Origin of the sequence: Nonomuraea sp. NPDC049637, assembly GCF_040675235.1 — a bacterium.
In the GTDB taxonomy this organism is placed as follows: domain Bacteria; phylum Actinomycetota; class Actinomycetes; order Streptosporangiales; family Streptosporangiaceae; genus Nonomuraea.
On sequence record NZ_JBFAOM010000023.1, the window covers coordinates 64,808 to 90,652 of the forward strand.

Annotated in this window: 24 protein-coding genes; 13 read left to right on the plus strand and 11 right to left on the minus strand. The window is 72.3% G+C overall.

Going from position 1 to position 25,845, the window contains the following annotated elements; translation table 11 throughout:
* Nucleotides 1–124 precede the first annotated feature (124 nt).
* The 6 genes from AB0J71_RS28815 to AB0J71_RS28840 all read left to right on the plus strand — a co-directional run bounded on the left by AB0J71_RS28815 (nt 125) and on the right by AB0J71_RS28840 (nt 5,998).
* Nucleotides 125–739, plus strand: a complete 615-nt coding sequence (locus AB0J71_RS28815) for a helix-turn-helix domain-containing protein (protein WP_352323797.1) — start codon at nt 125–127, stop codon at nt 737–739.
* A gap of 242 nt (nt 740–981) precedes the next feature.
* Complete coding sequence (gene rpsB, locus AB0J71_RS28820) at nt 982–1,902, plus strand: 30S ribosomal protein S2 (RefSeq protein WP_352323798.1); 921 nt, start codon at nt 982–984, stop codon at nt 1,900–1,902.
* Between the two features lie 920 nt (nt 1,903–2,822).
* Nucleotides 2,823–3,656 carry a translation elongation factor Ts gene (gene tsf, locus AB0J71_RS28825; protein WP_352323799.1) on the plus strand — a complete coding sequence of 278 codons (834 nt, stop codon included), beginning with the start codon at nt 2,823–2,825 and terminating at the stop codon, nt 3,654–3,656.
* Between the two features lie 145 nt (nt 3,657–3,801).
* Nucleotides 3,802–4,500, plus strand: a complete 699-nt coding sequence (gene pyrH, locus AB0J71_RS28830) for a UMP kinase (RefSeq protein ID WP_352323800.1) — start codon at nt 3,802–3,804, stop codon at nt 4,498–4,500.
* 43 nt (nt 4,501–4,543) lie between these two features.
* Nucleotides 4,544–5,101, plus strand: a complete 558-nt coding sequence (gene frr / locus AB0J71_RS28835; RefSeq protein ID WP_352323801.1) for a ribosome recycling factor — start codon at nt 4,544–4,546, stop codon at nt 5,099–5,101.
* A gap of 57 nt (nt 5,102–5,158) precedes the next feature.
* Nucleotides 5,159–5,998, plus strand: a complete 840-nt coding sequence (locus tag AB0J71_RS28840) for a phosphatidate cytidylyltransferase (protein WP_352323802.1) — start codon at nt 5,159–5,161, stop codon at nt 5,996–5,998.
* Here the strand turns inward: AB0J71_RS28840 and AB0J71_RS28845 are convergent.
* A complete protein-coding gene (locus tag AB0J71_RS28845; protein WP_352323803.1) occupies nt 5,978–7,000 on the minus strand; it encodes a suppressor of fused domain protein in 1,023 nt (340 codons plus the stop codon). The two genes, AB0J71_RS28840 and AB0J71_RS28845, sit on opposite strands and share 21 nt — an antisense overlap.
* A gap of 154 nt (nt 7,001–7,154) precedes the next feature.
* Here AB0J71_RS28845 and rlmN point away from each other — a divergent pair, with 154 nt between their 5' ends.
* The gene (gene rlmN, locus AB0J71_RS28850; protein WP_352323804.1) at nt 7,155–8,255 is read left to right on the plus strand and encodes a 23S rRNA (adenine(2503)-C(2))-methyltransferase RlmN; all 1,101 of its coding nucleotides are present in this window, start codon (nt 7,155–7,157) and stop codon (nt 8,253–8,255) included.
* A 161-nt stretch (nt 8,256–8,416) separates the two neighbouring features.
* Here the strand turns inward: rlmN and AB0J71_RS28855 are convergent, their stop codons facing one another.
* Genes AB0J71_RS28855 through AB0J71_RS28865 form a run of 3 tightly spaced genes read right to left on the minus strand, consistent with a single transcriptional unit; the run spans nt 8,417 to nt 10,602 of the window.
* Entirely contained in the window at nt 8,417–9,124 is a 708-nt protein-coding gene (locus AB0J71_RS28855) for an SGNH/GDSL hydrolase family protein (RefSeq protein WP_364416897.1), read from the minus strand.
* 30 nt (nt 9,125–9,154) lie between these two features.
* Complete coding sequence (locus AB0J71_RS28860) at nt 9,155–9,826, minus strand: hypothetical protein (protein ID WP_364416899.1); 672 nt, start codon at nt 9,824–9,826, stop codon at nt 9,155–9,157.
* A complete protein-coding gene (locus AB0J71_RS28865) occupies nt 9,823–10,602 on the minus strand; it encodes an ATP-binding cassette domain-containing protein (protein ID WP_364416901.1) in 780 nt (259 codons plus the stop codon). Before AB0J71_RS28865 ends, AB0J71_RS28860 begins: the two co-directional genes overlap by 4 nt.
* A gap of 173 nt (nt 10,603–10,775) precedes the next feature.
* On the opposite strand from AB0J71_RS28865, the gene AB0J71_RS28870 reads away from it, so the two are divergent.
* Entirely contained in the window at nt 10,776–11,276 is a 501-nt protein-coding gene (locus AB0J71_RS28870; protein WP_352323807.1) for a DivIVA domain-containing protein, read from the plus strand.
* Between the two features lie 30 nt (nt 11,277–11,306).
* Here AB0J71_RS28870 and AB0J71_RS28875 read toward each other — a convergent pair whose 3' ends face one another.
* Both AB0J71_RS28875 and AB0J71_RS28880 read right to left on the minus strand, forming a co-directional pair.
* Nucleotides 11,307–11,954, minus strand: a complete 648-nt coding sequence (locus AB0J71_RS28875; RefSeq protein WP_352323808.1) for an HAD-IA family hydrolase — start codon at nt 11,952–11,954, stop codon at nt 11,307–11,309.
* Nucleotides 11,955–11,957: 3 nt separating this feature from the next.
* Entirely contained in the window at nt 11,958–13,529 is a 1,572-nt protein-coding gene (locus AB0J71_RS28880; RefSeq protein ID WP_364416904.1) for an FAD-dependent monooxygenase, read from the minus strand.
* A gap of 65 nt (nt 13,530–13,594) precedes the next feature.
* Between AB0J71_RS28880 and AB0J71_RS28885 the strand changes: the two genes are divergently transcribed.
* Nucleotides 13,595–14,191 (plus strand): PadR family transcriptional regulator, encoded by a 597-nt coding sequence (locus AB0J71_RS28885; RefSeq protein WP_352323810.1) that lies wholly within the window; start codon nt 13,595–13,597, stop codon nt 14,189–14,191.
* Here the strand turns inward: AB0J71_RS28885 and AB0J71_RS28890 are convergent.
* The 5 genes from AB0J71_RS28890 to iolC form a co-directional block, all read right to left on the minus strand.
* Nucleotides 14,172–15,176 (minus strand): AI-2E family transporter, encoded by a 1,005-nt coding sequence (locus tag AB0J71_RS28890; protein ID WP_352323815.1) that lies wholly within the window; start codon nt 15,174–15,176, stop codon nt 14,172–14,174. The genes AB0J71_RS28885 and AB0J71_RS28890 overlap by 20 nt on opposite strands.
* Before the next feature lie 61 nt (nt 15,177–15,237).
* Nucleotides 15,238–17,073 carry a 3D-(3,5/4)-trihydroxycyclohexane-1,2-dione acylhydrolase (decyclizing) gene (gene iolD / locus AB0J71_RS28895; RefSeq protein WP_364416906.1) on the minus strand — a complete coding sequence of 612 codons (1,836 nt, stop codon included), beginning with the start codon at nt 17,071–17,073 and terminating at the stop codon, nt 15,238–15,240.
* Nucleotides 17,070–17,909, minus strand: coding sequence for a 5-deoxy-glucuronate isomerase (gene iolB / locus AB0J71_RS28900; RefSeq protein WP_352323812.1), 840 nt, complete (start codon nt 17,907–17,909; stop codon nt 17,070–17,072). Before iolB ends, iolD begins: the two co-directional genes overlap by 4 nt.
* On the minus strand, nt 17,906–18,790 hold the full coding sequence (locus AB0J71_RS28905) for a deoxyribose-phosphate aldolase (protein WP_352323816.1): 885 nt from the start codon (nt 18,788–18,790) through the stop codon (nt 17,906–17,908). Before AB0J71_RS28905 ends, iolB begins: the two co-directional genes overlap by 4 nt.
* A 17-nt stretch (nt 18,791–18,807) precedes the next feature.
* Nucleotides 18,808–19,746 (minus strand): 5-dehydro-2-deoxygluconokinase, encoded by a 939-nt coding sequence (gene iolC / locus AB0J71_RS28910; protein ID WP_364416908.1) that lies wholly within the window; start codon nt 19,744–19,746, stop codon nt 18,808–18,810.
* Nucleotides 19,747–19,971: 225 nt separating this feature from the next.
* On the opposite strand from iolC, the gene AB0J71_RS28915 reads away from it, so the two are divergent.
* The 4 genes from AB0J71_RS28915 to AB0J71_RS28930 are packed head-to-tail and all read left to right on the plus strand — an operon-like array spanning nt 19,972 to nt 25,842.
* Nucleotides 19,972–21,150, plus strand: coding sequence for a CehA/McbA family metallohydrolase (locus AB0J71_RS28915; protein WP_364416910.1), 1,179 nt, complete (start codon nt 19,972–19,974; stop codon nt 21,148–21,150).
* On the plus strand, nt 21,141–22,040 hold the full coding sequence (locus AB0J71_RS28920) for a TIM barrel protein (RefSeq protein ID WP_364416912.1): 900 nt from the start codon (nt 21,141–21,143) through the stop codon (nt 22,038–22,040). Before AB0J71_RS28915 ends, AB0J71_RS28920 begins: the two co-directional genes overlap by 10 nt.
* On the plus strand, nt 22,037–23,125 hold the full coding sequence (locus tag AB0J71_RS28925) for a Gfo/Idh/MocA family oxidoreductase (protein ID WP_352322714.1): 1,089 nt from the start codon (nt 22,037–22,039) through the stop codon (nt 23,123–23,125). Before AB0J71_RS28920 ends, AB0J71_RS28925 begins: the two co-directional genes overlap by 4 nt.
* A complete protein-coding gene (locus AB0J71_RS28930) occupies nt 23,116–25,842 on the plus strand; it encodes an alpha-mannosidase (RefSeq protein WP_364416914.1) in 2,727 nt (908 codons plus the stop codon). The genes AB0J71_RS28925 and AB0J71_RS28930 overlap by 10 nt, the downstream gene beginning before the upstream one ends.
* Nucleotides 25,843–25,845 lie beyond the last annotated feature (3 nt).

Below are 25,845 nucleotides of genomic sequence, written 5' to 3' on the forward strand. Positions count from 1 at the left end.
TGGTTCGGAAGGGACGGATAGCGGCGGGACGGGAGATGTGAAAGGAAGACTTCATAAGTATGAAGGGATCCCTTCGGAGTTGTAAAGGGAATGCTTCACATCTCTCGCCGGGTACCTTTGGCACATGACGCAGGACATGGAGGGGCTCAGCGATCCCAAGATGATGCGGGCGCTGGCTCACCCGGCGAGGCTGTTGATCCTCAACCGGCTCGGCGTGGAGGGCAGTGCCACCGCGACCGAGGTGGCCGAGATCGCGGGGATCACACCCAGCGCCGCCAGCTATCACCTGCGCATGCTGGCCAAGTACGGCTTCGTCGAGGACGCCCCGCCCAGAGGGGACGGGCGCGAACGGCTGTGGAGATCGACGCACAAGCCGTTCAGCGTGGGAGTGCTTCCGGACGACCAGCCGGAGGTCCGTGACGCCAAGACCCTGTTGATCAAGGCGTTCCGCAAGGAGGCCGGTGACGAGGCCGACCGGGCCCTGGCCAGCATCGAGCACGACACGGACGAATGGCGCGACGCGACGCGCTTCAGCCGCACCCGGATCAGGGTCGACGCGAGCGAGCTGGGACGGCTGAGCCAGGAGATCGAGAAGCTCCTGGAGCCGTACATCGCTCGCCAGCGCAGCCAGGAGGACGCGCCGAGCGGGGCCAGGATCGCGGAGGCGCAGATCAACCTCTTCCCGGTGGCCCCCAGGACGTCGCCCGGGTTGCCCACGGAGGACCACGATGTGGGGTGAGCCGTACCCGGTATGTCGGTTTGACCTCCGACGGTCAGCCTGGGGCGGTGTGGGAGGTAGACTTTTCGATGGCCTGTGGCAACAGGCCGACTTCGCATGCCCCGTTGCGGACCGCACCCTCGGTCCGGGCCTCGGCCCGGCTGGAGCGGTTTTGGGGCATCAGGGCGGTAGACAACGCGCTGCCGCGGCACAACCGAGAACTGCGCCCATCCGCAGGGCGCCCAGACCTGGAGGACCATCACATGGCCCCCGTCGTCACCATGCGACAGCTGCTCGAGAGCGGCGTTCACTTCGGCCACCAGACCCGCCGGTGGAACCCGAAGATGAAGCGCTTCATCTTCACCGAGCGCAACGGCATCTACATCATCGACCTGCAGAAGTCGCTGTCGTACATCGACCGTGCCTACGACTTCGTCAAGGAGACCGTCGCCCACGGCGGCACGATCCTGTTCATCGGCACCAAGAAGCAGGCTCAGGAGGCCATCTCCGAGCAGGCCGCGCGGGTCGGCATGCCGTACGTGAACCAGCGCTGGCTGGGCGGCATGCTCACCAACTTCTCCACCGTGCACAAGAGGCTTCAGCGTCTGAAGGAGCTCGAGGAGCTCGACTTCGACAACGTCGCCGGCTCGGGGCTCACCAAGAAGGAGCTCCTCATGCGCCGTCGCGAGAAGGACAAGCTCGAGCGCACGCTCGGCGGCATCCGTGACATGGGCCGCGTGCCCAGCGCGGTGTGGGTCGTGGACACGAAGAAGGAGCACATCGCGATCAGCGAGGCCAAGAAGCTTGGCATCCCGGTCGTCGCGATCCTCGACACCAACTGCGACCCCGACGAGGTCGACTACCCGATCCCGGGCAACGACGACGCCATCCGCGCCGTCGGCCTGCTCACCAGGGTCGTCGCCGACGGTGTCGCCGCCGGTCTGATGGCTCGCTCCGGCGCCGCCCGCGGTGACGAGAAGCCGGCCGCCGCCGAGCCGCTGGCCGAGTGGGAGCGCGAGCTCATCGAGCAGGGCCAGGGCCAGGCTGCCGAGGCCGCCCCTGAGGCTGCGCCCGAGGCCGCCGCCGAGGAGGCCCCCGCTGCCGAGGCTCCGGCCGAGGAGGCGCCCGCCGCCGAGGCCGCTCCGGCTGCCGACGCGACCCCCGAGTCCGAGCCGCAGGCCTGAGACACGGCCGCCGGGTCCGGTCGTGAGGCCGGGCACGGCACAGGCGCCGGCTCCGCGCCGCAGGTCGTCATCGACCGCGGTGCGGGGCGGGCAGCCGGCCGATCGAGGGTGAGCGGAACCGAGGTCCTGCGCGGGCCGAGGTTGTGAAGGGCAAGGCCGAGGTCCTGTGCGGGCTGAGGCTTGGTTGGGCAAGGTACGCGTCTCGACTGAGCAAACGGCCGAGCCGGGACGGCAAGCCGGACAGGACGGCACCCCGCCGAGGCGATAAGTCAAGGCAGGGTGGCGATCAGGTTCGGGCGGTGAGCCAGGGCCGGGCATCGGAAACCGAGGCGGTGAGCCGAGGTGGATGACCATCGGGCCGGAGCGATAAGCCGAGCCTGGCTGGGCAGTATGCCGAGCGAGGCGGAGCGGAGCTCCACCGGCGGAGCCCGTCCTGCTGAGCGGAGACCTGGGCGAAAGCCCGGGCCCGAGCGGAGTCCGAGCCCAGGCCGGACGAAACCCGAGCCCAGACCAAGCCCAGGTACGAGCGAAGGTCCTGGCGGAAGCCGGGCAGGCCAGGCGAATGCCGGGCCGGTCAGGCGGAAGCCGAAAGGGCTGGACGGGCCAGGCGAAGGCCGGGCCAGTCAGGTGAAACGGATAGGTGCTCGGCTGGTCGGGTGGGAGCCCGGTGCAAGGGTGCTCTCCGCACCTGACCCAGGCATGACCGTCCCGGCACAACCTGGCACGACCGGCACCACCGCTTGGGACCGCGCAACACCGCGCAAGACCAGGCAACACCGCGCAAGACCGAGGCAGAACGCACGACCCGCGCACGACAAGGCCCTGGTGCGGCACGCGCCAGCCGTACCGACCAGGGGCGGGCGCCCAGGGCGTCCACTCCGATCCACGACGACGACGAAATCCCACAAGGAATAAGAGCAATGGCTTCCGTGAACATGGCCGACGTCAAGCGGCTTCGCGAGATCACCGCTGCCGGCATGATGGACTGCAAGAAGGCGCTTGAGGAGTCCGAAGGCGACTTCGACCGCGCCATCGAGCTCCTTCGCCTCAAGGGCGCCAAGGACGTGGGCAAGCGCGAGGCCCGTACGGCCTCCAACGGCCTCGTCGCGCTCCAGCAGGACAGCGACTCCTCCGCCGCTCTTCTCGAGCTCAACTGCGAGACCGACTTCGTGGCCAAGGGCGAGCGCTTCCAGGAGCTGGCCGCCGGTGTGGTCGCGCACATCCTGGCCAGCAAGCCCGCCGACGTGGCGACGCTGCTCGACTCCTCCTTCGACGGCAAGACCGTCAAGGAGCACCTGGACGAGGCCAACGCCGCGCTCGGTGAGAAGATCGAGATCCGCCGCTTCGCCGTGCTTGAGGGCGGCTACATCGGCTCGTACATGCACAAGACGGACCCGGCGCTGCCGCCGGCGGTCGGCGTGCTCGTGCAGCTCGACAAGCCGAACGCCGAGGTCGCCAAGGACATCGCCCAGCACGCCGCGGCGATGGCCCCGCAGTACCTCAAGGCCGAGTCCGTCCCCGCCGAGGTCGTCGAGAAGGAGCGCAAGCTCTTCGAGGAGATGACCCGCGAGGAGGGCAAGCCCGAGGCCGCCATCGGCAAGATCGTCGAGGGTCGCGTCAACGGCTGGTACAAGGACTTCACCCTGGTCCAGCAGGCCTTCGTGAAGGACAACAAGAAGAGCGTGGGCAAGTACGCCGAGGAGAACGGCGTCGAGGTGCTCGCCTTCGTCCGATTCAAGGTCGGCCAGGCTTAGGCTTGAGCGAACTGCCTGCCCAGAGTTCCACCCAATGAAGGAGGCCGCCGCCGTGCAGGACCACCGGGAGTCAGCCCACGAATCCACACGGACGGCGGCTTCCTCATCACCCAGCCCGCAGGGTCCACTGAGGTGGAAGCGGGTGATGTTGAAGCTGTCAGGCGAGGCGTTCGCCGGAGACGACCCGCTGGGCATCGACCCGGCCGTCGTCGACCACCTGGCCGACTCGATCACCGAGGCCGTGCGCGAGGGCGTGCAGGTCGCGGTCGTGGTCGGCGGGGGGAACATGTTCCGCGGCGCCACCCTGTCCCAGGGCGGCATCGACCGTGCCAGGGCCGACTACATGGGCATGCTCGGCACGGTGATCAACTGCCTGGCGCTCCAGGACTTCCTGGAGAGGCGCGGCGTCGAGACCCGCGTCCAGACCGCCATCACCATGCAGCAGGTCGCCGAGCCCTTCCTGCCGCGCCGCGCGATCAGGCACCTGGAGAAGGGCCGCGTGGTCATCTTCGGGGCGGGTCTCGGCTCGCCGTACTTCTCCACCGACACCGCGGCGTCGCAGCGGGCCCTGGAGATCGGCGCCGAGGCGCTGCTCAAGGGCACGCAGGTCGACGGGATCTACGACTCCGACCCGCGCAAGAACCCCGACGCGGTCCGGTTCGACCATCTTGACTACGGCGAGGTGCTGCTGCGCGACCTCGCGGTCATGGACGCGACCGCGATCAGCCTGTGCAAGGACAACGATCTGCCGATCGTGGTCTTCGACCTGATGGGCGAGGGCAACATCCTGCGAGCGGTACGCGGTGAGAAAATCGGCACGCTGGTGAGTCCCGCAGGCAAATGAGGGAGCTAGCCCGACACCGCCAGCTAGTAGACAGGGAGCCGCTGTGATCGACGAAACCCTCCTCGAAGCCGAGGAAAAGATGGACAAGGCCGTCTCGGTCGCGAAGGAAGACTTCGCGACCATCCGGACCGGCCGGGTCACCCCCGCGATGTTCAACAAGATCAATGCGGAGTACTACGGCACTCCGACGCCGGTCCAGCAGTTGGCCTCGTTCCACCTGCCCGAGGCGCGCATGGTCATCATCCAGCCCTTCGACAAGAGCGCGATGGGCGCGATCGAGAAGGCCATCCGCGACTCCGACCTCGGCGTCAACCCGACCAACACCGGCGACGTGATCCGCGTGACGTTCCCGGAGCTGTCCGAGGAGCGCCGCAAGGAGTACATCAAGGTCGCCAAGAACAAGGGCGAGCACGCCAAGGTGTCGATCCGCAACATCCGTCGTACGGCCAAGGAGGCCCTCGACAAGATGATCAAGGACGGCGACGCGGGCGAGGACGAGGTCCGTCGCGCGGAGAAGGAACTCGACGACCTCACCCAGAAGCACGTCGCCAAGATCGACGAGCTGCTCAAGCACAAGGAAGCCGAGCTGCTCGAAGTCTGAGCGGCACGCCTCGCGGCCCTCGCCGGAAGGCGGGGGCCGTGGCTATGGAGAGTGTCTGTGGAAGAACGTACGGCCGGCACCGGCCCCGACGGCGGCAGCCGTACCGGAAGGAACCTGCCGGCCGCGATCGCGGTGGGTGTGGGGCTGGGTGCGCTGGTCCTCGGTACCCTCTACACGATCAAGGAGCTCTTCCTCCTGGTGATCGTGGTGTGCGTCGGCGTGGGCGTGCTGGAGCTGACCAAGGCGTTCGCCACGCGCGGGATCAAGGTCCCGGCCGTCCCGGTGCTCGCGGGGCTGGTGGCGATGCAGGCCGGGGCGTACTGGGGCGGGCCGTTCTGGTTGCTGGGGACGTTCGCGGTGTTCGCGTTCGTGCTGCTGGTCTGGCGGATGTTCAGCGACGGCACCGACGGCTACGTGCGCGACGGCACGGCCTCGGTGTTCACGTTGTTCTACCCGGCGATGCTGGCGGCGTTCGCGGCGTTGCTGCTGGCGCCGCACGACGGCCGCGACCGGGTGCTGATCTTCATCGCGGTGACGGTGGCCAGCGACATCGGCGGATACGTCGCGGGTGTGCTGTTCGGCAGGCACAAGATGACGGTCATCAGCCCGAAGAAGACCTGGGAGGGCTTCGCCGGGTCGGTGATCGCCTGCACGCTGGTCGGCGGCTGGCTGGTGACGTGGCTGCTGGACGGCCCGCTCTGGCTGGGCGCGCTGATCGGGGCGCTGGCGGCGCTGCTGGCGACCGTGGGCGACCTCATCGAGTCGATGATCAAGCGGGATCTCGGCATCAAGGACCTCGGCACGATCCTGCCGGGGCACGGCGGCCTGATGGACCGCCTCGACTCGCTGGTGACCACGCTGGTGCCGGTCTGGCTGCTACTGACGCTGTTCCTCTAGCGCCTCCGTCGTGACGGGGGTGAGCCACAACCACCGGACGGCCTCCCCGCCGAACGCGAACCCCGACATGTCCGGCATGTCGGGCGGGTCGGCCCGCATGAGCACCCCCGAGTACTGCGACCCCAGCGGGAACGTCGAGGGCTCGTGGTACCACTTCGCCGTGTGCCCGTGGCCGAGCCAGGTCACCGAGTGCCACGGATACTGGGCCAGCCACACCAGCAGCAGCGCCGCGTCCCTGGGGTCGTCGTGGGTGGCCACGGCCAGCTCGATGCGGGCGTAGGCGTCGGGGCGGTCGATCCACTGCTCGACCGTGGGCATGCGCTGGCAGCTCATCCCCACCGTGGACAGCACGGTCGGCTCGCGGCCCTCGTACGGGGGCCGTTCGGTGATGCCGACGGTGGGCAGGCGCTCGCCGCTGGCGTCCCAGTAGCGGCCGGCCGGGCCGAGCACCCGGTCGAGATGGCCCATGACGAACTGCTGGAACGACGGCCACGACCCCTCGCCGTGCCGCCAGCGCCAGTAGGACGTGGCGTTGGAGATGCGCGGCCGCAGCCCTTCCAGCGCCTCCGACAGCGCCCACGCGAACGGCGACTCGCCCACGGCGTCACGCGCGTAGCCGGGCATGCCCCTGCTCATGTCGGCCCAGCCGGGGATGACCGCGAGCAGGTCGTCGTCCTCGTAGAGGGCGACGCCGTCGCCCTCCTCGAACCACAGGGCGGACAACTGGCCGAGCGGCCTGCGGCCCTCGGGGTGCGTGGTGTTGGCCCTGGGCATCAGCGGGGGCAGGCCGGAGTTGATCCGGGCCAGGTCGACCACGGCCGGGGCCGGCCGATGGTTGGCCAGCCAGACGGCTCCGTGGACGGCGCCCTCGGGCGAGCACAGGTAAGCTACCGAGGAGTCCTCGTCCCGCTCGACCACGAGCGTGCGGCTGCCGTAGGGGTTACCCGCGGCGAGGACGACCTCGGTGCCACCCTCGCCAGATGCCGACCGGAAAATCGCCATACGAGATGACTGTAGATCGGGCGGTGACCCTGACGCGAGCCGTACCGTGATCAGGAATGCCTCCTTCGCGGCAGGCGTTCACTAACCTGGCCGGTGAGAAATCCCGGAAGTCCGAGCAGAGTCCCAGGAAGTCCCCCCAAGCAAAGGCAGGAACGTGTCCCAGCAGCCAGGCCAGCTCACCTTCGTCGCACCGCGACGGGCCAAGCCCGCGCGGCACCTGGCGGACCTGTCCATGGCCGAGCGCCGGGCCGCGGTCACCGAGCTGGGGGAGAAGGCGTTCCGCGCCGACCAGCTCTCGCGCCACTACTTCGAGCGCCACACCGCCGACGTCGCCGAGATGACCGATCTGTCCGCGGCGGCCCGCGACAAGCTGTCGGCGCTGCTGCCGACGCTGCTCACGCCGGTCAAGGAGCTGACCACCGACGGCGGCACGACCCGCAAGACCCTGTGGCGGCTGTTCGACGGCGCGCTGGTCGAGTCGGTGCTCATGCGCTATCCCGAGCGGGTCACGATGTGCGTGTCGTCGCAGGCCGGCTGTGGCATGAACTGCCCGTTCTGCGCCACCGGCCAGGCGGGCCTGACCCGGAACATGTCCACCGCCGAGATCGTCGAGCAGGTGGTCGCCGGCGCCCGCGCGCTGGCGGCGGGCGAGGTGCCGGGCGGGCCCGGCCGGGTCAGCAACATCGTCTTCATGGGCATGGGCGAGCCGCTGGCCAACTACAAGCAGGTGATCGGCGCCGTGCGCCGCATGGTCGAGCCCGCGCCGCACGGTCTCGGCATCTCCGCGCGCGGGGTCACGGTCTCCACCGTGGGGCTGGTGCCCGCCATCGGCAAGCTCGCCGAGGAGGGGCTGCCGGTCACGCTCGCGCTGTCCCTGCACGCGCCCGACGACGAACTGCGCGACACCCTCGTCCCGATCAACACGCGCTGGAAGGTGGCCGAGGTCCTCGACGCGGCCTGGTCGTACGCGGCCAAGACCAAGCGCCGCATCTCCATCGAGTACGCCCTGATCAAGGACGTCAACGACCAGGAGTGGCGGGCCGACCTGCTCGGCAAGCTGGTCAGGAACAAGCTCGTGCACGTCAACCTGATCCCGCTCAACCCCACGCCCGGCTCCAAGTGGACGGCGTCCCGGCCGGAGGACGAGCGGGCGTTCGTGCGCCGGCTGGAGTTCCACGGGGTGCCGGTGACCGTGCGCGACACCCGGGGCCGCGAGATCGACGGCGCCTGCGGCCAGCTCGCCGCGGCCGAGTAACCGGCGACCGCCGAGCACCGGCGACCGCCGAGCAAGGTGGCGGTCGCCGCCGGACTGTCTTGGGGTGCTGCGGGCCTGTCTCGTGACGGCGCCCGCCCTGTCTCGTGGCGCCGCCGGTCTATCTCGTGACGGCGCCCGCCCTGGCTCGGGGCGGCTCCGGTCTATCTCGTGGCGGTCGAGCGGGCGGCGAAGGTCTCGACCAGGTCAGCGATCATGGCCGCGCCCCGGCTGTTGAGGTGCACGGTGTCGGTGGTGAGCCGCAGGCCGCGGCTGCTGGAGATGGCGTCCAGGCTGCGGCCGAGCAGGAAGTGCTGCATCGCGGCGGTCTGCGCCTGGTTGCTCTCGGGGCGGTAGTGGGTGCGGGGCGAGGTGCCCTTCAGGTCGGCGGTCATGCGCTCGTTGAGCGGCAGGTAGGTCACGCCTTGCTCGGCGGCGACCGTCCTGACGATCTCGGCGAACTCCTGGGTGCGGCGCACCGGGACGGAGTCCAGGTCCTCGCCGATGACCGGCGGGGACAGCAGCGCCACGCGGGCCATGGTCTCGTTCTGCAGGCGGGCGGCGATGGCCGTCAGATCGGCGGCGTACGCGGCCGCCGTGGGGGTCTCGGCGAGCTTCCAGCGCCTGCGCAGGGCCCTGGCCCGCTTCTCGCTCAAGGTGGCGTTGGCGTCGTTGGTGCCGACGAGCACGGTGACCACGTCCGGATCCTGCCGCACGACGTCGTCGAGACGCTTGAGCAGCTCGGACGACGGCTCGTAGTTGACGCCCGCGTTGATCACCGTCGCGCCGGGCAGCCGGTCGCGCAGCATGGCCACATAGTCGACGCTCACCTGTCCGCGGGTGATGCTGTCACCCAGGCAGATCACCTTCACCGTGCCTCCTCAGAGGTGAGTGAACGCTTACTAACCTACCCTACGGCGCCTCCAGGCATACAAGGCGAGTCCCGCCAGGCACCACACCAGGGAGATCGCGGACAGTTGGGGCAGCTGGTCGAGCAGCTCGCCGCCGCCGGCCGCACGCATCCAGACCACCAGCGGAACCGTCAGCCAGTACGCGGGGGACGCGCTGAGCAGCAGCATCACCAGGTACCCGAGCACCAGCGACATGATCGAGACCGCGGGTGAGCGCAGCACGGCCCGGCTGGTGAGCGCGCCGAGCGCCGTCCCGGCGAGCACCGCCAGGGCGTGCAGGACGAGGGCCGCGCCGAGCACGTCCCGGCCGGGGCGCTCGCTCAGGCCGAGCAGGACGGCCCACGCCAGGCCGACGGCGGCCAGCACCGCGCAGGCGACCAGGCTCGCCACGAGCCCCGCGGCCACCTCCTTGCCGCGCCCGCCCGCGGTGACCGCCGACAGCTCGCGCTGCCGGTCGGGCTCGGTGTCCAGGAGGCTCCGCGTGGCCCAGGCCAGGATGGGGATGATCAGGACGGCGCCGTCGGCCAGCACGGCGGCCTCCGTGCCCTTGGGGGCGCGGCTGCCGTAGACGATCGCCAGCATGGCGAGGGTGAGCAGGAGCGCCTGATGAACGCGGTGCGACCGCACATAGGCGGCCAGCCGGAAGACGGCCAGGGCGATCATCCGGGCTCCTCGGGCGTATGGGGGTGGTCGAGGGCGGAGGTCCGGTAGCCCTGGTCGCGCATCCTGGTCAGGAAGCGCGGGAGCTCGTCGGCGGGCAGCGTGACCGCCACGGTGGCCAGCGGGCGTTCCGAAGCGTGCGTCGCGGGAGGCACAGACGACGCGGGGGCCACGGGGGTCGCGGGGATGGCCTCCTTGAGGCGGCCGTCCACGAGCGACCACGAGCGCAGCCCGGGAAGGCCGCGCAGGCCGCCCTGGTGGTCGCTGGCGACGACGATGCCCCCGCGTCCGGCGACCTCGGTGACGATGGCCGGCAGCGTCTCGCGGGCGTCGGCGTCCAGGCCGGCGAAGGGCTCGTCCAGGATCAGCAGGCCGGGGGCGGCCATCAGGGCCTGGACCAGGCCGACCTTGTGCGCGCTGCCCTTGGACAGCTCGCCGAGCGGCAGGCCGAGGAGATGACCCATGTTCAGGCGTTCGGCCCAGGGCCGCCATCGGGCGCCGCCGCGTACGGACGCCATGCGCGTCAGGTAGGACGTCACCGTGAACGGCTGGGCCGTCGGGAAGCGGTCGGGGGCGAAGCCCACGACGCCGGGACGGTCGGCGATGCGGCCCCGCGTCGGCCGCGCGAGCCCCGCGAGGAGCCGCAGCAGCGTGGACTTCCCTGCCCCGTTGACCCCGGTTAGCTCGATCGCGTCGCCCGGCGCGAGCTGCGCGTCGGCCTCTTCCAGGACGAAGGGCTGACGTCTTCGGTAGCGAAAAGAGACCTGTAACAGTCGCATGGTGCTGTAACGGTATATGTCAGGGCGCAGGGCCGTGATAAAGAGCCTCACCGCTGAAAGGGGCCTCACCGTGAAAAAGGGCCTCACAATGGAGAAGCCCCCGGCACATCTCAGGAGGAGTGGGCTTGAACCGCTTTCCGCGCGTCATGGGTATGCGTTCAGGCTATGACCCCGTGGAAGTCGACGCCCTGATCACGCGCATCGAGTCGACCCTGGGCAGGGGCCCGCACGCGGTCGAGCCCGTCACCGCCGACGAGGTCCGCACCGCGACCTTCCGCGCCAAGCGCGGCGGCTACCACGAGACGGCGGTGGACTTCGCGCTGGAGGCGTTCGTCGTGGCCCTGGAGACCCAGGCCAAGCGCCCGGTACGGCTCGCCATGGCCGAGCCGACCGGGGAGCTGCTGCGCGAGGAGTGGTTCGAGACCCAGGCGGCCCGCGTCGAACGGGTGGCCTTCCGCCCCGGCCGCATGGGCACCGGCTACAACGAGGACGAGGTCGACGCCTTCCTCGACCGCATCGTGGCCACCCTGCGCGGCACGACCGAGTTCGCGGTGACCGCCCAGGAGGTGCGCGAGGCCCGGTTCTCGACCGTGCTGCTGCGCGCCGGCTACCTGATCGCCGACGTCGACTCCTTCCTCGAAGGCGTCGCCGAGATCCTGGAGAAACCCCGCTAGGCCCGCCGCGGTACGGCCCCGGCGCCGCCGTCACGCCCGTTCGACGGCCGCGAGCAGGCCGCGGAGGTCGGGCAGGACCACCCGGACGACCTCGCGCCCGGCGGGCCGCTCGCCGTGCCGGTTGATCCACACCCGGCGCACGCCCAGCCGCTCGGCCGGGATCATGTCGTGGAAGTGGCTCTGCGCCACGTGCACCCACTCGGCCGGCTCGTGCGCCCTCCTGAAGTGCTCGAAGTGCGCCTCGTCCGGTTTGTAGGCCCCGGCGTCCTCGGCGGTCACCACCGCGTCGAACGGCACGGGCAGCCGCCGCAGCGTCTGGGCGATCAGGTCGCGGTCGCAGTTGGTCAGCAGCGCCAGCCGCCGGCCCGCCGCGCGCAGGGCCGACAGCTCCTCCCCGACCTCGGCGTACACCGGCCAGTAGGGCAGCGTGGCGGCCAGCACCGAGGCGTCGTCGTCGTGCAGCGGGACTCCGGCTCCGGCGCAGGCGCGGCGCAGCGCCTCGGCCATGACGTCCCGGTAGCGGGCCCGTGGCGTCTCGGCCTCGACGGCGCTCTCGTGCCGCAGGTACGCCGTCAGCAGCTCCTCCTTCCTGCCGGGCGCGATCAGCTCAAGGCTGGTGCCGATGCCGTGCCGCCAGTCGACGAGGGTGCCGAAGCAGTCGAACGTGATCCATCGCATGGCTCACATGATGACCCTTCCGAGCACCTGGTCGAGCGCCCGGCCGACCTCGCCCTCGACCGCCGGTCCTTCGGTCCGCCAGGCCACGTAGCCGTCGGGGCGGACCAGGACGGCGGTGGCCTCGCCGTAGCGTTCGGCCCAGGCGTCCTCGACGTCGAGCACGTCGCCGCCCACCTGGTGCACCCGCACGCCGGGCCCGGCGGCCCGCGCCCAGTCCGCGCCGCCGGGGCCGCACAGCAGGACGAAGGCGTCGTGGAACAGGTCGTGGACGCCGATGCGCACGCCGTCGCGGTCGAGCCACAGGTGCGGGGCGCGGGTGCCGGGACGGGCGCCCTGGGCTGCCGAGTCGCCGAACACCGTCTCGTGGGCGGCGCCGACCATGGCCGACGAGCGGTAGCGCTGCCCCAGGATCGCCAGGACGTGGTCCAGCGGGTCGTCCTCGGGGTTGGGGCCGAACCTGGCCGCCTGGCTGCGCACGGTCAGGTCGGCCAGTTCCAGGGCCACCGGGCGGCGCTCGGCCTCGTAGGTGTCGAGCAGCGCGTCGGAGGCCCGGCCGGCCAGCACGGCGGCCAGCTTCCAGGCCAGGTTGTGCGTGTCCTGGACGGCCGAGTTGGCGCCCAGCCCGCCGGCCGGCGGCCAGACATGCGCCGCGTCGCCGACCAGGAAGACCCGGCCCTCGCGGTAGCGGGTGGCGACGCCCACCGCCTCTTCCCACGCGGCCTTGCTGACGATCTCCAGGGGCACGTCGCGGCCGATCAGCTCCTTGGCCGAGGCGGCCAGCCGCTCGTCGGTGAAGTCGTCCGGCGACTCGGTGGCGGGGTCGTACGTCAGGGCCATGCCCCAGTGGTCCGGCAGCGCGTGGGAGACCATCGCGCCCGAGGCCGTCCCGCCGGGCGCGCCGAGGATCCAGAACAGCGCCCGCTTGGTGATCAGCTCCGACAGGTCGGCCCTGAAGACGAAGGACTGGTAGGCGCGCAGGACGCCGAGCCCTTCGCGGGCGATGCCCAGCCGCTCCCTGATCGTGCCGCGGTAGCCGTCGGCGGCGATCAGGTAGCGGGCGCGCAGGGTCCGGCGCTCGCCGGTGCGGGCGTCCTCGGTCGCCACCGTGACGCCGTCCGCGTCGGGCTCGATCGACCTGCATATGGTGTCGAAGCGCAGGTCGGCGCCGCGGGCGCGAGCGGCCTCGGCGAGGATCGGCTCGACCGTGCTCTGGTCGGCCATGCCGTACTCGCCCGCGGTCAGCTCGGGCATCGCCCGGGAGGAGCCGCCCTCGAAGATCCACTGCCATTCGCCGGCCAGCGTCGCGCAGCGGGCCACGCCCCCTTCCTCGTCGAAGGGCCGCCCGGCCTCCTTGACGGCCTGCTCCAGGCCGAGCGGCCGGTAGATCTCCATCGTGCGCGGGGTGATGCCGCGTGCCCTGCCCAGGAGCGACACGCCGGGGTGGCGGTCGACGAGCACGCAGGGCACCCCGTGGTGGGACAGGAACAGGGCGGCGGTGAGCCCGGCGTAGCCGCCGCCGACGATCAGCACGGGGATCTCGGTCATGACGCCCTCTGGGCGGTCTGCTGTGGTCATGAGGAGATAGTTGCATTGCAACTAGTCTCAAGTCAACTAGTTGTCGTGCGGCTATGATGAGGGTCATGGCTCTCGACCGCGGCTCGCCGCTCGCCCTCACCGTGCTGGCCCTGCTGCGGTCCCGGCCCCTGCACGCGTACGGCATGCAGCGCCTGCTCAAGCAGTGGGGCAAGGACCAGGTCGTCAACGTCGGCCAGCGGGCCGGGCTCTACCGCACGATCGAGCGGCTGGGGGAGGCCGGGCTGCTCAGGGTCAGGGAGACCGGCCGCGACCAGCAGTACCCCGAGCGCACGGTCTACGAGCTCACCGACGCCGGGCGCGAGCGGCTCGACGTGTGGCTCGACGACATGCTCAGCCGTCCCAGACAGGAGTTCCCGCAGTTCCCGGCCGCGCTGTCGAACGCGATGCTGCTCCCGCCCGGCGTGCTGGCCGACGCGCTGGAGCGGCGGGCGACGGCCGTGGAGCAGACGCTGGCCGAGCTGGAGTCGAGCCTGTCGGCCGAGCAGGACCTGCCGCGCATCACGATGCTGGAGTCCGAGTACCTGCGCGAGGTGACGGCGGCCGAGGCCCGCTGGCTCCGCGCCGTCATCGCCGACCTGCGGGAAGGCCGCATCCAGTGGTCGCGCGAGGAGCTGGAGGCGGTCAGCTCGGCCCGGGAGTGATCAGGTGCGGGCGCGGCCGCCGCAGCAGCGCGACGAGCACCGAGGTCACCGGCGCGGCCAGGAACGCCCCGGTGATGCCGGCGATCACGCTGCCCACCGTGATCGCGATCAGGATGACCGCTCCCGGCAGGTCGAGCGCCTTGCCGTAGACCTGTGGCGCCAGCACGTGCCCTTCGAGCTGCTGCACCGCCACCGTCACCGCGACCACGATCAGCGCCACCAGCCACCCCTTGGCCACGAGCGCCACCACCGCGGCCAGCAGCCCGGCCATGAACGCCCCCACCACCGGCAGGAACGCCCCCACGAACGTCAGCACGGCCAGCGGCAGCGCGATCGGCACGCCGAGGATCCACAACGCGAGCCCGATGAAGAAGCCGTCGACCACGCCGACGATCGCCACGCCGCGGATGTAGCGCCCGATCACGCCGAAGATCAGCACGCCGGTGTCGTGGCAGCGCGTCTTCGCCGCGTCGGGCATCAGATCGACTATCCAGGCGAACAGCCGCTCGCCGCCGTGCACGAAGTACACCGACAGGATGACCGCCAGCACCGCGCCGACGACGATCTCGCCGGCCGTCCTGACCCCGGCGATGGCGCCGCTGGTGATCTGTTTGCCCTGCTTGGACACGTAGTCCCTGGCCTGGGCGAGCAGCCGCTGGTCGTCGAGCCCGAACCGGGCGGCCAGGCCGTGCAGGTCGCCGAGCGCCTTGCCCAGGCTGGTGCGCATCTCGCTCAGGCTGTCGACCGTGGGCGGCACCAGCAGCGCGATCAGCGCGCCGGCCAGCAGCAGGCCGCCGACGAAGACGATCGTGGTGGCCAGCGCCGGGCCGAGCCCGCGGGAGGTGAGCCAGCGGGCCGGTGGATGCAGCAGCGCCGTGAGGAAGACGCCGATGATCACGGACATGACGACCGTGCGCAGGTGATAGAGGCAGAAGAAGGCGACCGCGATGATCGCGATCCACCCCAGCACCCGCCACGGCCTCATGTCCACCCCCCGATCGTGCCTGGTCAGTGGCCTTCCCGGCGGTGATCGAGGGCAACCCTGGTCAGGACGGCGGGCTCAGGTGCGCGCGCTGCGACCGCTTGGCCTCCTCGTACGCCGCCCGCTCGGCCGGCGCGCCCACCCCGGCCACGGGCACGTCCCACCACGCCTGCGAGGAGGGGACGTCGTCGGCCATGGGGTCGGTGCGCACGTGCACGACGGTCGTCTCGCCGGACGAGCGCGCCTCCTCCAGGGCCTTGCGCAGGTCGGCCAGCGATTCCGGACGCAGCACGGCCGCGCCCAGGCTGGCGGCGTTGGCGGCCAGGTCCACCGGCAGCGGGCCGCCCGTACGGGAGACGTAGGACGTGCCCAGGCGGCGCGCCCCCACGCTCTCCGACAACCGCCCGATGGAGGCGAAACCCGAGTTGTCCACCAGGACGACGACCAGCTTGACGCCCTCGGCGACCGCCGTGACCAGCTCCTGCGCCATCATCAGGTACGACCCGTCGCCCACCAGGACGAACACCTCGCGCTCCGGCGCGGCCAGCTTGACGCCGACGCCGCCCGCGATCTCGTAGCCCATGCAGGAGTTGCCGTACTCGACGTGGTAGCCGCCGGGGCCGCTCGGCCGCCACAACTTGTGCAGGTCGCCCGGCATGGAACCGGCCGCGCACACCACGACGCCGTCCCGGCCCGCCGCCGCGTTCACGGCGCCGATGATCGCCGCCTGCGACAGCGGGGAGCCGTCGAGCGCGTACGCCCGGTCCACCTGCGCGTCCCACTCCCGGGAGAGCGCGGCGGCCCTGGCCGTCCAGGCGTCGTCGGAGCGCCGGCCGGCGACGGCCGCGACCAGGTCGGTCAGGCATTCGCGGGCGTCGGCGACCAGTTGCAGGCCCGACAGCTTGGCGGCGTCGAAGGCGGCGACGTTGACGTTGACGAACCTGGCGTCCGCGGCGAAGAGCGACCTCGACGCCGTGGTGAAGTCGCTGTAGCGGGTGCCGACCCCGATGATCACGTCGGCCTCGCGGGCCAGCGTGTTGGCGGCGGTGGTGCCGGTCGCGCCCACCGCGCCCACCGCCAGCGGATGGCCGTGCGGCAGCGATCCCTTGCCGGCCTGGGTCTCGGCGACCGGGATGCCGTGCGCTTCGGCGAAGGCGGCCAGTTCGGCGGTGGCCCGGCTGTAGATCGTCCCGCCGCCCGAGACGATCAGCGGGCGGGCCGCCGTCCTGATCACCTCGGCCGCCCTGGCCAGCGCGGCGCGTTCGGGGCGCGGGCGCGGCACGTGCCACACCCGGCGGGCGAACAGCTCCTCGGGCCAGTCGTACGCCTCGGCCTGCACGTCCTGCGGCAGCGCCAGCGTCACCGCGCCGGTCTCGACCGGGTCGGTGAGCACCCGCATGGCCGCCGTCAGCGCGGACGGGAGCTGTTCGGGGCGGTTGATCCGGTCCCAGTACCGCGAGACCGGCTTGAAGCAGTCGTTGACCGAGATGTCGTACGAACGAGGGTCCTCCAGCTCCTGGAGCACCGGGTTGGCGGCACGGGTGGAGAAGACGTCGCCGGGCAGCAGCAGCACGGGCAGCCGGTTGATCGTCGCGCCGGCCGCACCGGTGATCATGTTGGTCGCGCCGGGGCCGATCGACGTCGTGCAGGCCAGCGTGGCCAGCCGGTCGGCGGCCCGGGCGTAGGCGGCGGCCGTGTGCACCATGGCCTGCTCGTTGCGGGCCAGGTAGTAGGGCAGGTCGTCGCCCGCGGTGGCCAGCGCCTGGCCGAGCCCGGCGACGTTGCCGTGGCCGAAGATGCCGAAGCAGCCGCCGAAGAAGCGGCGCTCCTCGCCGTCGCGCTCGCTCCACTGGGCGGCCAGGAAGCGCACGACGGCCTGCGCGACGGTCAACCGGATCATGCGTGCCCTCCGAACGGCAGTCTCGGGTCGACGTCCTGGCCCGTCCAGGAGGAGCGGATCCAGGCGTGACGGGGATCGTCGCAGAACGCCATCGAACGCTCCTCCGCCGGCCCCGCCAGCACGTTGAGGTAGTACAGGTCGTAGCCGGGGGCGGCCATGGACGGCCCGTGGTAGCCGTAGGGCACCAGCACGACGTCGCCGGAGGAGACCTCGGCCAGCGTGTCCACCTGCCCCCGCTCGGAGGAGTAGACACGCTGGTAGCCGGGCCCGTCGCCGGCGACCTCGAAGTAGTAGACCTCCTCCAGCACGGCCTCGCCCGGGTTCGGGGTGTCGTGCTTGTGCGGCGGGTAGGACGACCAGTTGCCGCCCGGGGTCAGCACCTCGACGGCCATGAGCTTGTCGCAGTCGAACACGCCTGGGGCGCAGAAGTTGTTCACCTGCCGGCTGGCCTGCCCCGCGCCCCTGATCTCCACCGGCACCCGGGACGCGGGCACGTGGCGCGGTGGCAGCGACCGGGTCGCGCGGGCCGACGGCAGCGCGACGCGTCCCGCGCCGCTCAGCGTGACCTGGACGCCGATCGGCAGGTACGCGAAGTCGCTCGGCCCCTCGAACACCGACCCGCGCCCGGCCAGCACGAACGTCTCACCGCCGACCTCGACCGTGCACGACCCCGACAGCGGAAGGACGATCATCTCCTCCTCTCCGGTGCCGAACGACAGCGGCGTGCCGGTCAGGTCCGCCACGCGCAGCCCGGAGTAGGTCCAGCCGGCCAGCGAGGGGGTGATCTCCACCGACCAGGGGCCGCCGGCGGCCTTGCCGTAGGGCAGGTAGGTCATGTGTGTGCCTCTCGTACCAGGGCGGCGGCGCCGTCCACCGCCGTCGCCACGTCGTCGTCGGATGGGTAGAGCAGGGCGCGGCCGACGACCAGGCCGAGCACGCCGGGCAGGGCCAGCGCGCGGTGCCAGTCGGCGTAGGCCGTGCCGATGTCGGGCGGGTCGCCGCCGAGGAGCAGGGTGGGCAGCGTGGTCGCGGCCATCACCCGCTCCATCTCGGCCACCACGGGGATCTTCAGCCAGGTGTGGGCCGAGGTGGCGCCGAGCGCCTGGGCGACGCTGATCGAGCGGATCACCGCGTCGGGGGACAGGTCGTTGCGCAGCACGCCGGACTCCGAGCGCGCCGCCCAGAACGGCTCCACCATGGCCACCAGCCGCCTGCGGGCCAGCCCGGTCACCGCGTGGGCGCACGACTCCAGGGTGGCGGCCGTCGCGTGGTCGCCGGGGTCGATGCGGCACAACATCTTGCCGCCGTCGAGGCGCATCGTGTCGATGGCCTCGGGGTCGAAGCCGGTGAACCGGTCGTCCAGCTCGAACACCGAGCCCTGCAGGCCGCCCCGGTTCATCGAGCCGAAGGCCAGCTTGCCCTCCAGCGCGCCCAGCAGCAGCAGGTCCTCCAGGACGTCGGGGGAGGCGAGGATGCCGTCCACGCCGGGCCGGGCCAGGGCCGCCTGGAGGCGGTCGAGCAGGTCGTGGCGGCTGCCCATGGCCAGCGGGCGGTCGCGTACGGACAGGGCGCCCCTGGCCGGATGGTCGGCGGCGATGATCAGCAGCCGCTCGTCGGGTCCCGGCATCCGGCGGCGCTGCCGGCGTGCGGCGGCCGCGGCGATCTCCTCGGGGCGGGTCGCGCGGATCCGCGTGAGCCACTCGTAGCGGGCGGTCACGGGCAGCGTGAGGTCGCTCACCTGGGCACCTCGTTCAGCAGCTCGTGCACCTCGTCGGTGGTGGGCATGGCGTCGGCGCAGGCCAGCCGGGCGGCCACGAACGCGCCGGCGGCGCCGGCGAAGCGGATCGTGCGCTCCAGCGGCCAGCCGCGCAGCAGCCCGAGACAGACGGCGCCGCCGAACGCGTCCCCGGCGCCGATGCCGTTGACCACCTTCACCTCGACCGGCTCGGCCACGACGGTCCCGGTGGCGGTGCGGGCCAGGACGCCGTCGGGGCCCATCTTGACGATCGCCACCTCGACCCCGGCGTCGAGCAGGGCCTGCGCCGCCGCCTCCGGCTCGCGCACGCCCATGGCGGTCTCCACCTCGTCCAGGTTGCCGACGGCCACGTTCGCGTGCGGCAGCGCCTCGCGCGCCGCCGCGCGGGCGGCCGCGCGGGACTCCCACAGCGCCGGACGGTGATCGAGGTCGAACACGGTCCAGCCGGAGGTGCGGGCCGACAGGGCGGCGGCGTGGGCGGCGCGGCTCGGCTCCTTGCTCAGGCCGGTGAGGGAGAACCAGAACAGGCCGGTCGAGCGGATGGCGTCGAGGTCGAGGTGGCCGGGGGTGAGGCGCAGGTCGGGCGGGTGCTCGCCGCGGTAGAACCAGATGGGGAAGTGGTCGGGCGGGAAGATCTCGCAGAACGTGACCGGGGTGGCCGGGCCCTCGATGACGCTCACGTAGGCGTCGTCCACGCCGAAGTCGCGGATGGCCCGTCGGACGTACGCGCCGAAGGGGTCGGCGCCCACCGCGGTGATCACCGCCGAGCGCAGCCCGTGACGCGCCGCCGCGACGGCGACGTTGGTCGGGCTGCCGCCGAGGAACTTGCCGAAGGTCTCGACGTCGGCCAGCCCGACGCCGGTCTGCAGCGGATAGACGTCGACGCCGCAGCGGCCGATCGTGATCAGGTCGTACAACGCACCTCCAGAGGACGCACCCTACCTCGACACTATGGCATATTGTCATGACATAAGGATGTCCGCTATGTTGTTGATGATCCTTCAGGACGGGCCACCGTCACCTCACTTCTGTAGTGTCGGGCGGTGAGGAGGTTCGCTCATGTTCGTCCCCAACGGCGTCCATCACGAACAGCACATCACCAAGCTCTCTTTCCGCCCCGCCTCAGGCAAGGGCGGACCGGCGTGAAAGGCCACTGGAGCCTGGACGACCGGCTGGAGCGGTCGTTGCGCGAGGTGCCCTTCGAGGTGCCCGCCGGGTCGGAGTCCGTCACCGTGCGGCTCGACTACGACCGGTCGCAGGGCGTGCTCGACCTCGGCTGCGGCTCGCCGGGCGGCTTCCGCGGCTGGTCGGGAGGTGCGCGCTCGGAGTTCACGATCACCCGCGGCTGGGCCACCCCCGGCTACCTGCCCGGCGTCCCCGAGCCCGGCGCCTGGCACGTGTGGCTCGGGCTGCACCGCGTGCCGCCGCAGGGGCTCGACTTCAGCCTGGAGCTCTCGGCCGCGCGCACGGCCCCGCCGGAGCCGGTCGCCGCCGAGCCGCCGCCCGGCGAACGGCCGCCGCGCAGGGACGTGCCCGACGTCGGCGGGTTGCGCTGGTTCGCCGGTGACTTCCACGCGCACACCGTCCACAGCGACGGCGCGCTCACCGTCGCCGAGCTGGCCGAGCTGGCCCGCGGCCGGGGGCTCGACTTCCTGGCGGTCACCGACCACAACACCGTCAGCCACCACCCCTGGCTGCGCGCGACCGACCGCGGCGTCACGCTCATCCCCGGCCAGGAGGTCACCACCGACCGCGGCCACGCCAACGTGTTCGGCGAGGTCGGCTGGGTGGACTTCCGGCGGCCCGCCGACTCCTGGACCGAGCACGCCGGGCGCGCCGGCGGCCTGATCTCGATCAACCACCCGCTGGGCGGCGACTGCGCCTGGCTGCTGCCGGTCGGCGAGCGCCCGAGGGTGGCCGAGGTGTGGAGCTCCGGGTGGTGGGACCGCCGCTGGGGCGCGCCGCTGGCCTGGGCCGACGCCTGGCGCGACGACGTGGTGGCGATCGGCGGCAGTGACTTCCACCGGCCCGGCAGCGACGGCCTCCCGGGCGCGCCGACCACGTGGGTGCTGGCCGAGGAGCCGGGCGCGGTGCTCGACGGCGTCCGCGCCGGGCGCACCGCGGTCTCGGCGGCACCGGACGCGCCGCTGCTGCTGCGGCTGGGCGACGAGCTGCTCGCGCTCGACGCCGACGGCCTGGTGCTGGTCCGCCCCGGCGGCGCCCGCCAGGTCGTACGCGGCGAGCGGGCGCTGCTTCCCGCGACCGAGGGACGCCACCGCCTGGAGACCCACGAGAACGAGGTGATCGCCCTATGCGAGTGAGGAGAGTCGCGAACGCGCCGGTGAGCTTCGGCGTGTTCGAGCTCAGCGACGCGCCGCCGCCCCTGGGCCCCGACGACATGGCCCGCGCGCTGGCCGAGGCCGGTTACGCGGGCATCGACTCCGGGCCCATCGGCTATCTCGGCACCGGCCCCGGCCTGGCCGCCCGGCTGTCGGCGCACGGCCTGCTGCTCGCCGGCGGCTGGGTCGACCTGCGTTACGGCGACGCCGAGGCGTACCGGCGGGGGCTGCCCGCGCTGGAGGCGGCGCTCGACGTGTTCGCCGCCGCGCCGCAGGCGCCCGCCCTCTTCGCGCCGCGGCCCACGCTGGCCTGCTCGGGCTCGCCCGAGAGGTTCGCCAGGCCCGGCGGGAGCGTCCCCGGGCTGCCCGCCGCCGACTGGCCCGGATACGCCGCCCGCGTCCAGGACGCCGCCGACCGCTGCCGCGAACGCGGCCTGGAACCCGCCTTCCACCACCACCTCGGCACCTACGTCGAGACCCCCGACGACGTCGAGCGCCTTCTGGAGCTGACCGACGTCCAGCTCTGCCTGGACACCGGCCACCTGCTGCTGGCCGGCGGAGACCCGGTCGCGGCGCTGCGCGCGTGGGCCGGCCGCGTCGGGCACGTGCACGTCAAGGACGGCGACACCGGGATCCTGGCCGCCGCCCTGGACGACGGCGCCGACCTGCGCGAGCTGATGGCCAGGGGCGGCTTCACCCGTCTGGGCGACGGCGAGCTCGACCTGCCCGGGGTCGTGGCGGCGCTCGACGCCATCGGCTACGAGGGCTGGATCGTGGTCGAGCAGGACACCATGCCGGGCCGCCGCCCGGTCGGGCGGAACATCGCCGACCAGGCGGCCAACCGCGAGCGGCTGAGGGAGCTGGGCCTGTGAGGATCGCGCTGGTCGGGTGCGGGGCCGTCACCCAGGCGGTCTACGTGCCGCTGTTGTCCAGGCGGCGGGACCTGTTCCAGGTGAGCGCCGTCTGCGACCTGTCGCGCACGCTGGCCGACGTCGTGGGCGACCGGCTGGGCGCGCCCCGGCGCTACACCTCCCTGGCGAAGATGCTGGCCGACGGCGGGTTCGAGGCCGTGGTGGTGCTGGCCTCCGGCTCCCACGGCGAGACCGTGCGCCGGGCGCTGGCCGCCGGGTACGCCGTGTTGTGCGAGAAGCCGCTCGCGCTGACCAGGGCGGAGGTGGCGGCGTTGCCCGAGGGGCGGCTGATGGTCGGCTACATGAAGCAGTACGACCCGGCCGTGCGCCGGGCCGTCGCGCTGCTGGAGGAGCTGGGTGGCCCGGCGGCCGTCCGGTCGGTCGAGGTGACCGTGCTGCATCCCAGCGGGGAGTCGCAGCTGGCGTTCGCGAACCTGGCGCGGGCCGGCGACGTCGACCCCGGCGTGCTCGGCGCGTTGCGCGAGACCGAGGACGCGCTCGTCTCCCGGGCGCTGGGCCAGGCCGCCCCGGAGTCGCTGCGCAACGTGTACGCGGTCTCCCTGGGCTCGATCTGCCACGACCTGTCCCTGCTGCGGCGCTTCACCGGAGCGCCGCGGGAGATCGCGCACGTGGACAGCTGGGGGCCGGCGCCCGGCTCCGTGGAGATCTCCGGTCCGCTGCCCGTGGCGGGCCGGTTCCACATCCGCTGGCACTACCTGGACGGCTACCCCGCCTACCGCGAGACCGTCGCGATCCACCACGACGGGGGCACGCTGGAACTGGTCTTCCCCACGCCCTACCTGATGAACGCGCCCACCACCCTGACCGTGGTCTCCGGGGCCGAGACCCGCGCCGAACACCGCCAGGTGACCGAGGCGTTCGAGGTACAACTGACGGCCTTCCATGCTTATGTGAACGATGGCAGCCCGCCGCTCACCGACGCGGCCGGCGCACTGGAGGACATCGTGACGGCTCAGCGGATCGCCGCCCGCTACGCCGTCCAGCATCGGCTGCCCATCGGAGGGGAGGCGGCGGCATGGACATAGTGGTCGTACCGCACACGCACTGGGACAGGGAGTGGTACGAGCCGTTCCAGCGCTTCAGGCTGCGGCTGGTGGACCTCCTCGACGAGGTGCTCGACACCATGGAACGCGAGCCCGCCTACCACTTCACCCTCGACGGCCAGCTCGCCTGCGTGGACGACTACCTGGAGGTGCGCCCGGAGAACCGGCACCGCGTCGCGGGGCTCGTCGCGTCCGGGCGGCTGGCGGTCGGGCCGTGGCAGATCCTGCTCGACGAGTTCCTGTGCTCGGGCGAGAACATCGTGCGCAACCTCGAACTCGGGCTGGCCGGCGCGGACGAGCTCGGCGGCGCGATGCGGGTGGGCTACCTGCCGGACATGTTCGGTCACACCGCCCAGATGCCGCAGATCCTGCGGCTGGCCGGTCTGGAGCACGCCTGCGTCTACCGCGGGGTGCCGGCGTCGGTGACGACCGACGCCTTCGCCTGGGTGGCCCCCGACGGCACCGCGATCCGCACCCAGTACCTGCCCGAGGGCGGCTACGGCAACGGCGCCCACCTGTTCTCCGACGCCAAGGGGCTGGAGGAGCGGGCGGCGGAGTTCGTCGCCGCCATGCGCGCCTGGCACGGCCCCGAGGGCGAGCTGCTGGCCATGTACGGCGCCGACCACTCGGCTCCCGTGCGCGGGTTGCCGGAGATGGTGGCGGCCGTCGGCGCCCGCATGGACACCTTGTCTGGATATATCGAGAAATTCTCGGGTGACACCGCGGGGCTGCCGCAGGTCGTCGGCGAGCTGCGCTCGCACGCCCGCGCCAACATCCTGCCCGGCGTCATCTCCGTCCGCGCCGCCGTCAAGCAGGCCATGAGCCGGGCCGAGCGCATGGTCGAGCGCTACGCCGAGCCCCTGGCCACGCTCTGGGGCGGCCCGTGGCCCGGCCGGTTCCTCGACATGGCCTGGCGGCGGCTGGTGGAGGCCAGCGGCCACGACTCGGTCACCGGCTGCGGCGTGGACGAGACCGCCCAGCAGGTCGCCGCCCGCATCGCCGAGGCCGAGCAGCTCGGGCAGGCCGTCCGCGACATGGTGACCACGCGGCTGGCGGCGGCGGTGCCGGCCGACGGCGTGCTCGTCGTCAACCCGACGCCGGCCGTGCGCAGCGGCGTGGTGATCGCCGACGTGGCCGGCGGCAGCGGGCCGCTGGTGGACCCCTCCGGCGCGGCGGTGCCCACCCAGCCCCTCGACTGCGCGCCGGTGCTGCTGCTGGACGAGCGCATCGACCCCCTCACCGTGCTGGGCTTCGTGCACGGCACCGAGCTGTACGGCCAGCACGTCGTCGGCTGGCAGGTGTTCGACGACACCCTCCTCATCACCGTGGGCAGGGAGCCGCGCGGGCCGTTCGACCAGGCCGAGGTGCGCCGCGCGCTCGACGGCGTGACCTACGTCCGCGTCGAGGCCGAGGTCCGGAGCACGGTCGCCGCCTTCGTCGAGGTGCCCGCGCTCGGCCACACGAGCCTGCGCCCAGGCCCGCCCGAGCCCACGTACCCCGCTCCGCTGGCGGAGGTCCGCAACAACGGCCACCACCAGGACTGCTGGCTCTCCTCCGACACCGGCGTCCTGCCCATCAAGGTCAGCTCCACGGTGATGGACAACGGGCTGCTGCGGGTCGAGATCGAGCCCGACGGCACCCTCGGCCTGTTCGGCGAGGACGGCCGGACGATCACCGGCGTGGGCCGCATCGAGGACGGCGGCGACTCCGGCGACACCTACAACCACGCGCCCCCCGCCGACGACCTGGTCGTGTCCGAGCCGATCTCGATCGAGGCGGAGATCATCGAAGGCGGCCCGCTCGTCGCCGCCGTGGAGATCACCCGGGTCTACCTGTGGCCGGCGGCGGGCGAGGCCGTCCCGAACACGCCGGAGCTGCCGCCGCCCGCGCGCACCGGCGCGACCGAGGACGTCGTGGTCACCATGCGGGTCGAGCTGCGGGCGGGCGAGCCGTTCGTCCGGCTGCGGGTGTCGTTCGACAACCGGTGCGCGGACCACCGGGTGCGGCTGCACGTGCCGCTGCCCAGGCGGGCCGACCATTCGCTGGCCGAGGGGCAGTTCGCGATCGTGCGGCGGGAGCTGGAGGCGGAGGGCGGCTGCGGCGAGACCCCGCTGCCCACCTTCCCCGCCTCCGGCTGGGTGGCCGCCGGCGGCGTCGCCGCGCTGCTGGAGCACGTCACCGAGTACGAGCTGCTGGACGACGGGTACGAGCTGGCCCTCACGCTGCTGCGCTCGGTCGGCTACCTGTCGCGCAACCACAACAGGCTGCGCCCCGAGCCCGCCGGCCCGCAACTGCCGACCCCCGCCGCGCAGTCACGCGGGCCGCACACCGTGTCGCTGGCGCTGATGCCGTACCTGGACTGGCGGGACGTGCCGCCGCAGGCGGAGCTGTACCGGCACGACCTGCTGGTGGTGCCGGGCGGCGGCGACCGCGACCTGACCCCGCCGCCGGCGGCGCACGGCTTGTCGGTGTCCGGTCAGGGCGTGACGATGAGCTCGCTGCGCCGCCGCGACGACTGGCACGAGCTGCGCCTGGTGGCGCTCACCGCGTCCGGCACCGAGGCCGTGGTGCGGGGGGCCTTCACCCGGGCCAGGCGGGCCGGCCTGACCGGCAGCCCCGGCGAGCCGCTGGAGACGGCGGACGGCACCCTCAGGCTGCCGCTGAGGCCGTGGGAGATCGCCACCGTCCAGCTCCGCTGACCC

Coding starts and splice junctions, on each gene's coding strand:
- AB0J71_RS28815 (WP_352323797.1), top strand. CDS start 125: ATGACGCAGGACATGGAGGGGCTCAGCGATCCCAAGATGATGCGGGCG.
- rpsB (WP_352323798.1), top strand. CDS start 982: ATGGCCCCCGTCGTCACCATGCGACAGCTGCTCGAGAGCGGCGTTCAC.
- tsf (WP_352323799.1), top strand. CDS start 2,823: ATGGCTTCCGTGAACATGGCCGACGTCAAGCGGCTTCGCGAGATCACC.
- pyrH (WP_352323800.1), top strand. CDS start 3,802: ATGTTGAAGCTGTCAGGCGAGGCGTTCGCCGGAGACGACCCGCTGGGC.
- AB0J71_RS28845 (WP_352323803.1), bottom strand. CDS start 7,000: ATGGCGATTTTCCGGTCGGCATCTGGCGAGGGTGGCACCGAGGTCGTC.
- AB0J71_RS28860 (WP_364416899.1), bottom strand. CDS start 9,826: ATGATCGCCCTGGCCGTCTTCCGGCTGGCCGCCTATGTGCGGTCGCAC.
- AB0J71_RS28865 (WP_364416901.1), bottom strand. CDS start 10,602: ATGCGACTGTTACAGGTCTCTTTTCGCTACCGAAGACGTCAGCCCTTC.
- AB0J71_RS28875 (WP_352323808.1), bottom strand. CDS start 11,954: ATGCGATGGATCACGTTCGACTGCTTCGGCACCCTCGTCGACTGGCGG.
- AB0J71_RS28880 (WP_364416904.1), bottom strand. CDS start 13,529: ATGACCACAGCAGACCGCCCAGAGGGCGTCATGACCGAGATCCCCGTG.
- AB0J71_RS28885 (WP_352323810.1), top strand. CDS start 13,595: ATGGCTCTCGACCGCGGCTCGCCGCTCGCCCTCACCGTGCTGGCCCTG.
- AB0J71_RS28890 (WP_352323815.1), bottom strand. CDS start 15,176: ATGAGGCCGTGGCGGGTGCTGGGGTGGATCGCGATCATCGCGGTCGCC.
- iolD (WP_364416906.1), bottom strand. CDS start 17,073: ATGATCCGGTTGACCGTCGCGCAGGCCGTCGTGCGCTTCCTGGCCGCC.
- iolB (WP_352323812.1), bottom strand. CDS start 17,909: ATGACCTACCTGCCCTACGGCAAGGCCGCCGGCGGCCCCTGGTCGGTG.
- AB0J71_RS28920 (WP_364416912.1), top strand. CDS start 21,141: ATGCGAGTGAGGAGAGTCGCGAACGCGCCGGTGAGCTTCGGCGTGTTC.
- AB0J71_RS28930 (WP_364416914.1), top strand. CDS start 23,116: ATGGACATAGTGGTCGTACCGCACACGCACTGGGACAGGGAGTGGTAC.